This window comes from Tabrizicola sp. BL-A-41-H6, assembly GCF_050632395.1.
Lineage (GTDB): Bacteria > Pseudomonadota > Alphaproteobacteria > Rhodobacterales > Rhodobacteraceae > JAUYQR01.
In genome coordinates this window covers 235,005-248,939 of sequence record NZ_CP192600.1, presented here as the reverse complement: position 1 = coordinate 248,939, position 13,935 = coordinate 235,005, and the positions used below count along the sequence as shown (strand labels likewise).

The window sequence follows — 13,935 nt, the reverse complement described above, 5'->3', positions numbered from 1 at the left end:
CAGGCCTCAGTAATCGCGTTCGACAAAGATGCCGATTCCGGTATCACCGTCGGCGCCAACCCGGCCCTTCATCGTCACTCCGGGACGCACGTCAAGGTTCAGGTTGATCTGGCTCTTGCCCTCCTGATCCACCTCAACCTCGGTATAGACGTTCTCGGAGAGGTATTTGCCTGCGCGCAGCGACGCGGTTCCGTCCTCGCCGGTTGTGAGATCCAGGTCGTCCAGGCCAAAGCCTTGCCGAAGCCGTCCAATCACCCCAACTCCGCCGCGCCCTGCCAGAACCGCGACGGCATTGGCAAGCTGCGCTGCCTGCAGCGGGGAAATTGTATCGAGCCCCCGCCCGAACAGCAGGCGCGACAGCACCTCCTCCTGCGGCAGCTCCGGGTTCGATGTGAATTCCACCTGAGGCTGGTTGGCTGGTCCGTTCATCGTGACAAAGCTGACAATCCCGTCACTTTCTGTGCTGGCAGAAATGTTGATCTCGGGCACGAAATCACCCTGAAGAACCATGCTGCCCTGCGACAGGATCAGCCGTTTGCCCAATATGTCCAGGCGCCCACGGATCAGGGTGAATTCGCCCGCCGGCACAATGGCGTCGGATCTGCCAGTCAGCCTCAGTGATCCGCCAAGCTCGGCGTCAATGCCCCGACCGCGGACGTACACCCGGTTCGGCGCCAGCAGTTCTACGTCAAGCCTGAACGCGCCAGACCCCTGGGCTTGTCGGCCGTCGCTCGCTTGACCCATCATCCCAGCCTTTCGACGGGTATCCTGAACCGCAGCAGGCTCGGCGCGATGCTGCAGGTCAGGCAACCCAGACGCGCCGCCAAAGCCCGTCGAGGGCACCCGGATTTCCGTTTCCGACAGGTTTACCCTGCCTGAAATCAGCGCGCCTCCGGCAAGTGGGCCGGTGATCTTGAGCGTGCCATCGGCAAACGTCTGATACAGATCGGGGTCCACCAACCGGACACGGTTCAACACGATATCGGCGTCGGCGACGAAGGGACTTTGCAGCTTTACGGTGCCGTCTAACCGCACCCTGCCACCAGTAGACGGCTCGCTTGTCGCCGAAACCCGCGCCGCCCCGCCTGCAAGATCGACAATTGCTTCCGTCCGCACCAGCGCTATCCCAAGGTCAGGGTCGGTGATGCGCCCGCCGGAAAGCGAAATCCGTCCAGACACGGACGAAAGCCGCAATGGGCCCACAAGTTTGAGGTCAAAACGCACTGGCCCCGAAATTGCGCGTGGTTCAAGAACCACATTTGCCAATGCCGCCTGCGCTCCCCCGGAAATGACAATGTCGGCGTCATCAAAGGTCTTTGACAAGCGGCCCGTGACCCTGGCATCGGTTTGACCCGGCCCTTTGCCACGAAGATCCAGGACGTACCCCCGCGCATCTTGCTCGGCAGTTCCGCCAAACCGCAACTCACCCGGAAAGCCCGGCGCAAGGAGCGCCAGGTTTGCAAGCCTCGCGTCAAGTGTGATGCTTCGCTTCGCGCCAGTAACGGCCCCCGTTGCAGCCAGGGATATTTGCGGGTTGGCAAGCCGCGCGTCCTCCACCTCCAACATGCCCTCGTTCAGGCGAAGGGCTGCGGAAAGCTGGCTTTTCCCTTGCAGCAGGCGGTCCAGTTGCGGATCCCCGACCCCAAGGTTGGATCCGGTCCCGTTGACGCGAATAACCCCGGCGTCCGGCGCTCCGGAAAAGGTTGCGGCAATCTCCGCGCGTCCCCGATAGCCCGGACCAAGCGCACCAAGATCGGCAAACGTCAGGTTCGCCGTAAGGTCGGATGCCTTGGATGACAAAGTTCCCGACGCCGTTACCGAAAGCGATTTCGCTTCCAGATCGAACGACCGCAGGACCGTTCCGCCTTCATTTCGAAGAACGGACAGGGTGGTTGTCGATTGCTCCGCAAGCAAACGGTCCACTTCGGCAATGCCGATCTTGAGCCCGTTGCCTTCGAAAGCGCCCTGAATGTCAAAAAAACCGGAAAGTTGGCTGGCGGACCCTTTGAGGGTGGCATTGCCGGTTCCGCCAAGGGGCCGCCGGGCAAGCCCGCTAAACCGCGAGAAATCATCGGCGGTAAGGTCGATCTGACCCGAGGTCAGGAAGGCATCCTTCAGCCCGGCAACTTTCAGGCTGGCCTTGCCCGCATATCCCTCACCCTCGATCCGAACCAAGGGAAGGCTCAGCGCGCCGTCGCCGTCCAGCCAGTGCGCCACGGCCCGGCCCGTCACCGCAGGACCGACAGCCTGAGCCAGATTTAGGTCGGTGGGCTGAATGCCCTCGGCTGCAAACGTCAGGTTGGCCCCGAAGTTGCGTCCCGCAGGCGTCCGGCCAATGCGCCCCGATCCATTGACCGACAGATGCTCGACGACAAGATCCGGTCGTTTCAACCCGCGAATGTCGACCGCGCTGGACCAACCCTCGCCGCTGCTGGGGGCAAATTCGACCGTCAGGTTCGCTTCGTCCACTTGGGTCGGCAAGCCGCTCAGGGGCAGAAGCACAGGCGAACCATCCGGGGATGCGATCCGTCCCAGCACTGAAATCTTTTGCGGCAGGCCGTCGGGGGCAAGTGTGACGGCGCCAGACAGTTGCAAGGACTGGGTGGCCACCTTGAAGGTCTGTAGATCGATCTGTCCGGTCGGTAACCGCGTCGCTTCAAGTCGCAAAGCAACTTCAGAACCGAAGAATTCAGCGTAGTCTGGCAGGAACAGCGGGGCAAGATCGCCGGAAAGGTCGGCTGACAACTGGTAGGCCTGCCCGTCAACGGCCGCTGTCGTTACAGTTCCCGACAGACGGTCGATCCCGCTCGTCGAAAGGCGGACATCGGCGGCAAAATCGTCGAACGGCCCGCTGCCTTTCACCGAAAGCTCTGCCGCTGGCGCACCGGGCAAATTCAGAAGCGTTGTCACCAGCCCGTTCTGCCCCTCGGCAGCCAAAAGATTCACGCTGAGATTCTTGTCCGCATTGGAATAGGCGGCATCCAGAGTGATCGTGCCCTCAGGCCCGCTGTCGTTGCGAATGAGCGCGAGAGAGGCATTCCCCTCGCCCCCGACCAGCGACAAGGAGGCTTCCAGACTACCCTCAACCGCCTGCCCGAACAGGGCCGGGTCCAGCACAATCCGGTCTGCGGCAACGCGGCCGATCTCGATTGACACCGGCAACTCGGGAAGGCTGAACCCCTGCGCTTCCGGTGCAAGCGTGCCAGAGTCTGTATTTGGCGCACGCGCGACGATGATCTCTTTTGCCGATAGCTCGCTGATCACTACTTCGCCAGACAGTAAGGCCGAGCGGCTCCAATCCAGCTTGATACCGTTAAGCGTGATCCACACGCCTTCATCATCCGCAATCGTAATGCTTTCGACCGAGGCCACGGAGGACATCGCCCCGGCGAAGCCGGTGATGCTTACATTGCGGCCCGCTCCGGATAGGTTTTGCTCAAGAAAAGCTTCCAGATACCCGCCGCCATCGTCCTGGGCGTGAACCGGAACCGCCGACAACAACAGGACGGCAAGCGCGCGATGCATCAGAACGCCTGCCCCAAACCGACGTAGATCTGCACACCGTCCCCCGTCGTTCCACCTACAGGCGCGGCCACATCTATCCGGACCGGCCCGAACCCGGTGTCATAGCGCAGCCCCAACCCTGCACCGGAATGCCAGTCGCCCCCGTCATCGAAAAAGCCGTCCACCCCGATCCGGCCTGCATCGAAGAATCCCACGATCCCGATACGGTCGGTCACCTTGGCGCGCACTTCCGCCGAAGCTGCAAGGAAATAGGTGCCGCCAATGAGGAACTCCGGCCCGAATCCGCGCGACACAGAAACCCCCAGCGACCGGTAGGGCTGCCCGCGGACCGTCCCGCCTCCGCCGGAATAGAATAGGTCGTCGCGCGGGGTCCCAAACACGCTCGCCCCAAGGATCGCGCCCACCTGCGCGCGCGCCGCCAGAACAAGGCGGCCGGGCTCGCCCAGGCCGTGGTAGACGCGCCCGTCCATCATAAGACGTGCGCCTGAATCGCTGGTGCCAAAGCCAAGGAACGGCTTTATCTCTGCGTCCAGATAGGTGCCGGTTGTCGGGTCGGTGGCGATGTCACGGCGGTCCCAAATCACGCCGATTGGCAGCGAAAGGTTGCGAAAACTGAACGATCCGCCGGGATCGCGGCCTTCCTGCGCCTTGTAGGTCAGGCCAGCGCGCGCTGTAAGTTGTTCAGAGACGATCTGCGTGAACGCCACCCCGAATTCTACAGTATTGGCATAATAGTCGATCTCATCAAGATGAGAGATGCCGAAAGTCAGGCCAGCGGTGGTGTCTGGCGTGATCGTTGCCGGGCGGTCGAGTGTCACACCAAGCGAGTAGTCGACACCGCTGTAGCCGGATCCGATGTTTGTGATCTCGCCTTCGACCTTCAGACGTTCGCCGCCGCCCCACAAGTTGCGATGCAGCCAGTATCCGGTCAGCGCCAGACCATCGAGGCTGGCAACTTCGGCACCAAGCGAATAGCGCCTCGGTTTCTGTTCCACCAAGGTGGCGGTGATGCCAAGAAGGTCGGGTGCAGTGATCGCTTCATCTTCGGTCAGCGCGACAGAGGAAAAGATGCCGGTCCTTCGTAGCCGAGTGGCGGCACGCTTCAGCTCGCGCTCACTGAAAACCTCGCCTTCCGGCAGGCCTGCGATCTCGCGGACCCGTTGCGTCCGCATGAGTTCGGTGCCTTCGATGGCAAGCGTCCCGAACCGAAGCCTCGGCCCGGGGTCAAGCCGCAGGTCGGCGGCAAGTCGGGCGTTGGCGTGGTCGGCGACCAGATCCTGCCGCGAAAGACCGGCTTTGGCGTGGCCGGTATCCCGCCATGCCGAGATCGAAGTTGACAGCGCATCCGCGATCACGCCGCTTTCGGCGGCCTCTCCGGGACGGAAGCCTTGCGGAAGGTCCGTTTTCTTAGGAAGCGGCGCGACTGTCGTTTCCGAAAACCTGAAAAGTGGGCCGGGGTCGACTGTGACCATTATCCGGTCGATCCGGGCGGGGGCTTCGAACGGTGCTATCGCCGCAGCTTCGCGCCCGTCGAGAGTTATGTTGACCACCGCCGAATAGTGTCCGCGGGCATAAAGCGCGTTGACGATGCGGGCATAATCGGCACGAGCGGCAGCGAACAGATCCTGCGGATCCGTCTGATCCTGCGCCTGTTGCGACAACAGAAGTGACGCATCGCGAACTGCTTCGGTAAGCTTCTTGTCTTCGCCCGCGACGACAAAATCCAGACGGTCAAGCGCCCCGGCCGGCAAGCCGACAAGCCCTGCGGCAAAGGTCAGGGCTGCGACCGGAAGCAGCGATAAAAAGGGGCGGTTCGCTGCCAAGCGGGCCTCATAAATCGTCCATTTCGAACTATCGCAGGTTGCCAAAGCAAGGGCAATCAGCCTTCGCGGCATGTGCCGGAAAATCGCCCTGACCAATCCGCGATACAATTTGATAATTGCCAAATCCGTTTCCAAACCATTCTGCGCCAACAACACGGCCCTTGCAGACTCGGTTCCGCCGCCGTATATGCCGTTCAACAGCTGCGACGGGGTCCAAACTCGAAGCTACCGCAAGAGATGCACGGGCCCTGCGGCCCGTTTTTCATTTTTAGGGGACCGAACATGTCGGACCTGATCGCCAAGACCTCGATCGACCGCCGGCTGGCGGACATCATCGGACCCGTCATCGAAGGGATGGGGTTCGAGTTGGTGCGCGTCCGCCTGATGGGCGGCAAGACGCGCATCCTGCAGATCATGGCCGACAAGGCCGAAGGCGGCATCGACGTTGACGAATGCGGCCAGATTTCGACCGCAGTGTCCGCCGTCTTGGACGTGGAAGACCCGATCGAAGACAATTACGTGCTGGAAGTCTCCAGCCCCGGCATCGACCGCCCGCTGACCCGCCTCAAGGATTTCGAGGTGTGGAAAGGCTGGGAAGCCCGGGTGGAGACGTCCGAGCTGATCGACGGCCGCCGCCGGTTCAAGGGCACACTGGCAGGAACCGAAAACGACGAAATCCTGATCGAGATCGAAGAAGGCGGCGAGACGCTGACCATCGGCCTGAAGTTCGACTGGCTATCGGACGCCAAGCTGATCCTGACCGAAGATCTGATCACCGAGATGCTGCGCCAGCGCAAGGCGCAGGGCGTGGACCCTTCCAAGTTCGACAGCATCGAAGACGAGACAGACACCGAAGATACCGAAGGGGACGATGTTCCCCCAACGAAACACTAAGCGGGAGAGACCCATCATGGCGATTACCTCGGCCAACCAGCTTGAGCTTCTGCAAACCGCTGAGGCGGTGGCGCGCGAAAAGATGATCGACCCCGAACTGGTGGTACAGGCGATGGAAGACAGCCTCGCCCGCGCCGCGAAGTCGCGCTACGGCGCGGAAATGGACATCCGCGTAAAGATCGACCGCAAGACCGGCCGCGCGTCGTTCACGCGGGTTCGTACGGTGGTCGAAGATGACGCGGTGGAAAATCACCACGCGCAGGTGACGGTCAAGCAGGCGAAAACCTGGCTGGCCGACCCCAAGGTTGGCGACGAGATCATCGACGAGGTTCCGCCCGTCGATCTGGGCCGCATCGCCGCGCAATCGGCCAAGCAGGTGATCCTGCAGAAGGTGCGCGAGGCGGAGCGTGACCGCCAGTACGAAGAATTCAAGGACCGCAAGGGCACCATCATCAACGGCGCCGTCAAACGCGAGGAATACGGCAACGTCATCGTCGACATCGGCCGGGGCGAAGGCATCCTGCGCCGCAACGAAAAGATCGGCCGCGAAAGCTACCGCATCGGCGACCGTGTGCGCTGCTACATCAAGGACGTCCGCCGCGAGGCCCGCGGCCCGCAGGTGTTCCTGTCGCGCACCGACCCGCAGTTCATGGCCGAACTCTTCAAGATGGAAGTGCCGGAAATCTATGACGGCATCATCGAGATCAAGGCCGTGGCTCGCGACCCCGGTTCTCGCGCCAAGATCGCTGTCATCAGCTACGACAACTCCATCGACCCGGTCGGCGCCTGCGTCGGTATGCGCGGCAGCCGCGTGCAGGCCGTCGTGAACGAACTGCAAGGCGAAAAGATCGACATCATCCCGTGGAATCAGGATCAGGCGACGTTCCTCGTGAACGCGCTCCAGCCTGCCGAGGTCTCCAAGGTCGTGATCGACGAAGAAGCCGGCAAGATCGAAGTCGTGGTGCCGGATGAACAGCTTTCGCTTGCCATCGGCCGCCGCGGCCAGAACGTGCGCCTTGCCAGCCAGTTGACCGGTCTTGATATCGACATCATGACCGAAGCCGAGGAAAGCCAGCGCCGTCAGGCTGAATTCGCCGAACGTACCAAGCTGTTCATGGATACGCTCGATGTGGACGAGATGATGGCCCAGCTTCTGGTGTCGGAAGGCTTCACCAACCTCGAGGAAGTGGCCTACGTCGACATGGACGAGCTTTTGTCCATCGACGGGTTCGACGAAGGCACTGCCGGCGAGCTTCAGGCCCGTGCCCGCGATTATCTGGAGGCGGCAAACGCCAAAGCGATGGAGAATGCCCGTGCCTTGGGTGTCGAGGACAGCCTGGTTGAATTCGATGGCCTGACGCCGCAGATGCTGGAGGCCCTTGGCCGTGATGGCATCAAGACCCTGGAAGACTTTGCCACATGCGCCGACTGGGAACTGGCGGGCGGCTGGACCACCGAAAACGGTGTGCGCAAGAAAGATGAGGGCGTGCTCGAGAAATTCGACATGAGCCTCGAGGAGGCGCAACATCTGGTGATGACCGCACGGGTGATGCTGGGTTGGGTCGATCCCGCCGAGCTTGAAAAGCCCGTCGAAGAAAACGCGGAGGCCGAGGTCTGATTCAGACCTCGGAAACCCAAGCGTTGACGCGCGGCGGCCGGGAAAAAGATCAGGACGAACCGGAACGCAAGTGCATTGCGACCGGTGAAAGCCAGCCAAAGGCCGGATTGATCCGCTTTTGCCTTGACCCCGATGGTATGGTGACGCCGGATATTCTCGGTCGTCTTCCGGGGCGCGGCTTCTATGTCAGCGCCGACCGCGCGGCGATTGAAAAGGCAGCCAAAAAAGGCCTGTTCGCCCGTGCAGCGCGCCAAACGGTTAAGGTGCCGGATGATCTGGCCGATCTGGTCGAGGATCTGTTGGCCAGGCGGGTCGTTGACTTGGTCAGCATGGCCCGCAAGGCCAGCGGTGCGGTCATGGGGTATGAGAAGGTAAAGGACTGGCTGACGAAGGGCAAAGCGGCAACCCTTCTGCAGGCCAGCGACGGATCAGAGCGTGGAAAGACGAAGCTCTCTCCACCAGAGCGTGACGGCGGTTTCATTGGAGTTCTGACCGCCGGGGAATTGGGTTTGGCATTCGGACGCGAACGTGCGATACACGCCGCGCTTGCCGCTGGTGGACTCAGAACCCGTGTTGTAGAGGAAGCGGCAAGGCTGGCCGGAGTGCGAGGGCATTCTGGCAGGCAGGACGGCGGCGAGACCGCCATGAAGGATACGTAGGACGCATGAGCGATACAGACGGCAAGAAACCCCTTGGCCTGGGTGGCGTGCCCCGTTCGGGTCAGGTGAAGCAAAGCTTCAGCCACGGCCGGACGAAAAGCGTCGTGGTCGAGACGAAGCGCAAGCGTGTGGTGGTTCCGGCAACAAAGCCCGCAACCCCAGCCGCTGGCACGTCTGGCGTATCGACCAGCTACGGCGACCCATCCAAACGGCCTGCAGGTATCTCTGACGCAGAAATGGAGCGCCGGATGGCAGCTCTGCGTGCCGCGAAGGCGCGTGAGGCCGAAGATGCGGTGCGCCGCGCCGAAGAAGACCGCGTGCGCGAGGAAGATCGTGCACGTCGGCGAGAAGAGATCGAGACGAAAGAGCGTGAAGACCGTGCCCGTGAAGAGGCCTTGCGTCTGAAGGCCGAAGAAGAGGCTCGTGCCGCTCGCGAAGAGGCCAGCGCCAAGGCCGCTGCGGCGGACGCACGCAAGGCCGACGTGTTGGGCACGCGGTCCCGTTCCACCCAGCCGCCTCCGGCTGCAGCCGAGGCACCGGCCAAACCGGCACCGGCAACCGCAACTCCCGGCGGCGATCCACGCGGTCCCGCATCTGCCAAGCCCGGCCTTGCGCCGCGCAAGACCGAACGCGAACGCGACGCTGAGCGTGATCGTGGTGCAAAGCGTACCGCAGGCGAAGACGCCCGCCGAACTGGCAAGCTAACCCTGAACGATGCGCTTGCGGGCGACAGCGGGCGGACCCGCAGCCTTGCCGCGATGAAGCGCAAGCAGGAAAAGGCCCGCGCAAAGGCACTTGGTCTGGGTCAGAAGGCCGAAAAGCAGGTGCGCGACGTGCAACTGCCGGAAACCATCGTGGTCAGTGAACTTGCCAACCGGATGGCCGAGCGTGCCGCCGATGTGGTCAAGGCGCTGATGAAGATGGGCATGATGGTCACGATGAACCAAGCCATCGACGCGGACACCGCCGAACTGGTAATCGAGGAATTTGGCCACAAGGCGGTTCGCGTTTCGGATGCCGACGTCGAACAGGTGATCGACACCGTCCGCGACAGCGACGAAAATCTGGTTCCTCGCCCGCCGATCGTGACGATCATGGGCCACGTCGACCACGGCAAGACCAGCCTGCTTGATGCGATCCGCCACGCGAACGTCGTCTCCGGCGAAGCAGGCGGGATCACCCAGCACATCGGCGCTTATCAGGTGACGACCGATACCGGTGCCAAGATCAGCTTCCTCGACACGCCCGGCCACGCGGCCTTCACCTCGATGCGCTCGCGTGGCGCACAGGTGACGGACATCGTGGTTCTGGTTGTCGCTGCCGACGACGCGGTGATGCCGCAGACGGTGGAGGCGATCGCCCACGCGAAGGCCGCCAAGGTGCCGATGATTGTGGCAATCAACAAGATCGACAAGCACGGCGCTGATCCGCAGAAAGTGCGGACTGACCTGCTGCAGCACGAGGTGGTTGTCGAAGCCATGTCGGGCGACGTGCAGGACGTGGAAGTCTCGGCAAAGACCGGCAAGGGCTTGGATCAGCTTCTGGAAGCCATCGCGCTGCAGGCAGAGATCCTTGAACTCCGGGCCAACCCGAAGCGTCCAGCCTCTGGTGCGGTGATCGAGGCCAAGCTTGACGTGGGTCGCGGTCCTGTCGCGACGGTGCTTGTGCAGAACGGCACGTTGCGCAAGGGCGACATCTTCGTCGTTGGCGAGCAGTGGGGCAAGGTGCGCGCCCTGATCAACGACAAGGGCGAGACTGTCACTGAAGCCGGGCCGTCGGTTCCGGTCGAAGTGCTGGGCCTTTCGGGCACGCCGTCGGCTGGCGACACGCTGAACGTCGTGGAAACCGAAGCGCAGGCACGTGAGATCGCGACCTACCGCGAGAAGGCCGCCAAGGACAAGCGCGCTGCTGCGGGGGCCGCGACGACGCTGGAACAGCTGATGGCGAAGGCCAAGGCGGATCTGTCGGTGTCCGAGCTGCCGATCCTTGTGAAGGCCGATGTGCAGGGGTCAGCCGAAGCGATCGTACAGGCGATGGAGAAGATCGGCAACGAAGAGGTGCGCGTCCGTGTGCTGCATTCGGGTGTTGGTGCCATCACCGATACGGACGTGGGGCTGGCGGAAGCCAGTGGCGCGCCGATCATCGGGTTCAACGTGCGGGCCAATGCTTCGGCCCGGAACTCGGCGCATCAGAAGGGGGTCGAGATCCGCTACTACTCGATCATCTATGATCTGGTCGATGATATCAAAGCCGCAGCGTCTGGTCTGTTGAAGGCCGAGGTGCGCGAGACCTTCATCGGCTATGCGACGATCAAGGAAGTCTTCAAGGTCACCGGCGTGGGCCAGGTGGCGGGTTGCCTTGTCACCGAAGGGGTGGCGCGGCGGTCGGCTGGGGTGCGTTTGCTGCGCGATAGCGTGGTGATCCATGAAGGCACGCTGAAGACACTGAAGCGTTTCAAGGATGAAGTGAAGGAAGTCCAGTCCGGTCAGGAGTGCGGCATGGCCTTCGAGCGGTATGAAGATATCCGTCCGGGCGACGTGATCGAAATCTTCGAGCGGGAAGAGGTTCAGCGGACGCTGGCCTGACCGCAGGAAATGGTCCCCGCGCCGAGTGTCCCACCGTGGGACATCGGCGCGGGGTCAATCATTTCAAGGACTTGGTTCCCGCATTCACGTTCTGTTAACACTTCACGCCATCGGCGGGGGTCAGAGCCAGTCGCGCAGGATCGGGATCAGCGGCAGGTCAGCGGGCGGCATCGGGTAGTCGCGCAGCGCCGAGGGCTTGACCCAGGCAAGGGATTGGCCTTCGCGGCCGTGGACGATGCCTTGCCACTTGCGGCAGGCGAAAAGCGGCATCAGCAGGTGAAACTCCGGGTAGGCGTGGCTGGCGAAGGTCAAGGGCGCAAGGCAACTGGCCCAGGTGTCGATGCCAAGTTCTTCGTGCAGTTCGCGGATCAGGGCGGCCTCTGGTGTTTCGCCCGGTTCGACCTTGCCGCCCGGAAACTCCCACAACCCGGCCAGCGACTTGCCTTCGGGGCGCTGGGCCAGAAGCACACGGCCGTCGGGATCGATGAGGGCGACGGCGGAGACGAGAACGGTTTTCATGGCGTGGCCTTTGCGGGACCCGCCGGGGGTTTCACACCCCCGGACCCCCGTGGGATATTTGAGGACAGATGAAATCAGGAGCGGTAGTCGGCGTTGATTTCGACGTAGCGCGCGGTGAGGTCGCAGGTCCAGACGCTTCGCTTGGCAGTGCCGAGGCCCATGTCGACGTGGATCAGAAGCTCTGGCTTTTGCATGTAGGCGGCACCGTCGTCTTCCTTGTAGTCAGGGTTGCGCCAGCCGTTCGCGGCAACGAGGATGTCACCGAAGCGGATGGAAAGGCGGTCCCGGTCAGCCTCGGCCCCGGATTTGCCGATGGCGGCGACGATGCGGCCCCAGTTCGGATCTTGCCCGGCGATGGCAGTTTTCACGAGAGGTGAGTTGGCGATGGCAAAGGCGGCCTTCGCAGCGTCGGTGTTGGAGGCGGCGCCCGTGACGCGCACCTCGACCAGTTTGGTGGCGCCTTCGCCGTCGCGGACGACTTGAAGCGCGAGGTCGCGCATCACGCCATGAAGGGCGGTTTCAAATGCCTTGGCGACCGCGCCTTTCACCTCGGCGGCCGGGGATTGCCCGGTGGCGGCGAGAAGGAGCGTGTCGGAGGTTGAGGTGTCGCTGTCGACGGTGATCGAGTTGAAGGTGGCATCGACGTTGCGCGACAGCATCTTTTGCAGGGTGGCGGCAGAGATCTTTGCATCGGTGAAGATGTAGACCAGCATCGTCGCCATGTCGGGCGCGATCATGCCGGAGCCCTTGGCGATACCGGCGATGTGGATCGTGCCGCCTTCGCCCTGAACGGTCGCGGCGGCACCTTTGGGGAAGGTATCGGTTGTCATCATTGCGAGGGCGGCCATTTCGATGGCGTCTTCGCGCAAGGCGGCGGCAAGATCGGGAATCTTTGCGGTGATGCGGTCGTGCGGCAACGGTTCACCGATGACGCCGGTGGAGGAGGAAAACACGCGCGCTGCAGGGATGCCGAGCGCGGCGGCCACGCCGGAGGTGACGGCGGCGACGGCCTCATCGCCCACACGGCCAGTGAAGGCGTTCGAATTGCCGGAGTTCACCACGATGGCTGCGCCAGAGCCGTCGGTCACCTTCATCGCAAGCTTGGTCTGGCAATCACGCACGCAGGCCGACCGGGTGGTGGAGCGGGTGAAGACCCCGGCCATCGCGGTGCCGGGGGCAAGGCGGACGAGCATCACGTCCTTGCGGTTCTGGTAGCGAACGCCGGCCTCTACGGCGGCAAATTCGACGCCGGCGATGGTAGGCAGGGCGGGGAAGCTGGCCGGGGCCAGCGGCGAGACGGGCTTGGCCTTCTTGACCGGAGCGGGCGGCGCATCGCCCCCCTCGGTCAGGGAGCGCAGTTTCTTTTTCAGCGCCTTGGCCTTGGCCTTCCAGTCCGTCTTGCCCATACCCAATGCCCCCCCTTTGTTGCCGGATCAGTCGATCAGTGCGGTGTTCTTCAAGATCGACGGGTCGATTGCTTCGCCCGGCTTGGTGACGGTGGCGGCGGCGGTCAGTTCATCCACCTTGGCCTTGATCGCCGCGCTTTCCAGTTCAGACGCCAGTTCATCGCGCAATTCATCCAACGTCGGGTTGGCAGCGACGCGGGTTTCCTTGACGAGGATCAGGTGGTAGCCGAAATCGGATTTGATCGGGCCGGTCACCTCGCCAACCTTGGCGGTGACCACGGCATCCTCGAACGGCTTGACCATCATGCCAAGGCCGAACCAGCCAAGATCGCCACCGTTGGCGCCCGAGCCGGTATCGGTGGAATTTGCCTTTGCGACGTCGGCAAAGGCGGCGCCGTCAGCGATTTCCTGCTTCAGGAGGTTCGCCTTTTCCTCGGTCTCGACCAGAATATGCGAGGCGTTGTATTCGGTCTTGGGTGCGGCATCCTTGAAGCGCGCGTCGTAGGCGGCTTGCAGCGCCTCGTCGGTGACGGCGGTCTGCACGATGCCCTGGATCGCCACGCCGGAGACATAGCCGCGACGGTCGTTTTCGATGTTGGCGCTGTCGCGGGCGGACAGAGTCTTGACCGACTGGGCCAGTGCTTCCTGTTGCACCAACTGGTCGAGGATGCCCTTGAAAAGCACGTCATCGGGCAGCGTCTGGTATTGTTCGGGCAGGGTTTCCTTCAGTGCGATCATCTGGCCGAGGGTGATGTCGGTGCCGTTGACCGTGGCGACGACAGTGGCAGCGGTTTCGCCTTCGGCCAGAACAGGGGCTGCAAGGAACACGATTGCGGCAACCGAGGACCAGAATCCTGCGTATTTCGTCATTTCACCATCTCCTGATCCGGGCCTTTGGCCGCGCGA

At 62.7% G+C, this 13,935-nt stretch carries 9 protein-coding genes; 4 read left to right on the top strand and 5 right to left on the bottom strand.

Annotation, left to right across the window (positions count from 1 at the left end):
- Positions 1–6: 6 nt before the first annotated feature.
- Positions 7–3,525, bottom strand: coding sequence for a translocation/assembly module TamB domain-containing protein (locus tag ACROUL_RS01150; RefSeq protein WP_431297728.1), 3,519 nt, complete (start codon positions 3,523–3,525; stop codon positions 7–9).
- The gene (locus ACROUL_RS01145; RefSeq protein WP_431297727.1) at positions 3,525–5,348 is read right to left on the bottom strand and encodes an autotransporter assembly complex protein TamA; all 1,824 of its coding nucleotides are present in this window, start codon (positions 5,346–5,348) and stop codon (positions 3,525–3,527) included. The genes ACROUL_RS01150 and ACROUL_RS01145 overlap by 1 nt, the downstream gene beginning before the upstream one ends.
- Before the next feature lie 282 nt (positions 5,349–5,630).
- Here ACROUL_RS01145 and rimP point away from each other — a divergent pair, with 282 nt between their 5' ends.
- From rimP to infB, 4 genes are read left to right on the top strand one after another with little or no spacing between them, the layout of a single operon-like run.
- On the top strand, positions 5,631–6,242 hold the full coding sequence (rimP, locus tag ACROUL_RS01140) for a ribosome maturation factor RimP (protein WP_431297726.1): 612 nt from the start codon (positions 5,631–5,633) through the stop codon (positions 6,240–6,242).
- Positions 6,243–6,258: 16 nt separating this feature from the next.
- Positions 6,259–7,860: a transcription termination factor NusA gene (gene nusA, locus ACROUL_RS01135; protein WP_431297725.1), complete on the top strand. Its 1,602-nt coding sequence runs from the start codon at positions 6,259–6,261 to the stop codon at positions 7,858–7,860.
- Between the two features lie 23 nt (positions 7,861–7,883).
- A complete protein-coding gene (locus ACROUL_RS01130; protein ID WP_431297724.1) occupies positions 7,884–8,519 on the top strand; it encodes an RNA-binding protein in 636 nt (211 codons plus the stop codon).
- A gap of 5 nt (positions 8,520–8,524) precedes the next feature.
- Positions 8,525–11,104, top strand: coding sequence for a translation initiation factor IF-2 (infB, locus tag ACROUL_RS01125; protein ID WP_431297723.1), 2,580 nt, complete (start codon positions 8,525–8,527; stop codon positions 11,102–11,104).
- Positions 11,105–11,224: 120 nt separating this feature from the next.
- Here the strand turns inward: infB and ACROUL_RS01120 are convergent, their stop codons facing one another.
- From ACROUL_RS01120 to ACROUL_RS01110, 3 genes are all read right to left on the bottom strand, one after another.
- Positions 11,225–11,623 carry a (deoxy)nucleoside triphosphate pyrophosphohydrolase gene (locus ACROUL_RS01120; protein ID WP_431297722.1) on the bottom strand — a complete coding sequence of 133 codons (399 nt, stop codon included), beginning with the start codon at positions 11,621–11,623 and terminating at the stop codon, positions 11,225–11,227.
- A gap of 74 nt (positions 11,624–11,697) precedes the next feature.
- Complete coding sequence (gene argJ, locus ACROUL_RS01115; RefSeq protein ID WP_431297721.1) at positions 11,698–13,029, bottom strand: bifunctional glutamate N-acetyltransferase/amino-acid acetyltransferase ArgJ; 1,332 nt, start codon at positions 13,027–13,029, stop codon at positions 11,698–11,700.
- 27 nt (positions 13,030–13,056) lie between these two features.
- On the bottom strand, positions 13,057–13,899 hold the full coding sequence (locus ACROUL_RS01110) for a peptidylprolyl isomerase (protein WP_431297720.1): 843 nt from the start codon (positions 13,897–13,899) through the stop codon (positions 13,057–13,059).
- Between the last annotated feature and the right edge of the window lie 36 nt (positions 13,900–13,935).

Coding starts and splice junctions, on each gene's coding strand:
- ACROUL_RS01150 (WP_431297728.1), bottom strand. CDS start 3,525: ATGCATCGCGCGCTTGCCGTCCTGTTGTTGTCGGCGGTTCCGGTTCAC.
- ACROUL_RS01110 (WP_431297720.1), bottom strand. CDS start 13,899: ATGACGAAATACGCAGGATTCTGGTCCTCGGTTGCCGCAATCGTGTTC.
- argJ (WP_431297721.1), bottom strand. CDS start 13,029: ATGGGCAAGACGGACTGGAAGGCCAAGGCCAAGGCGCTGAAAAAGAAA.
- rimP (WP_431297726.1), top strand. CDS start 5,631: ATGTCGGACCTGATCGCCAAGACCTCGATCGACCGCCGGCTGGCGGAC.
- infB (WP_431297723.1), top strand. CDS start 8,525: ATGAGCGATACAGACGGCAAGAAACCCCTTGGCCTGGGTGGCGTGCCC.
- nusA (WP_431297725.1), top strand. CDS start 6,259: ATGGCGATTACCTCGGCCAACCAGCTTGAGCTTCTGCAAACCGCTGAG.
- ACROUL_RS01120 (WP_431297722.1), bottom strand. CDS start 11,623: ATGAAAACCGTTCTCGTCTCCGCCGTCGCCCTCATCGATCCCGACGGC.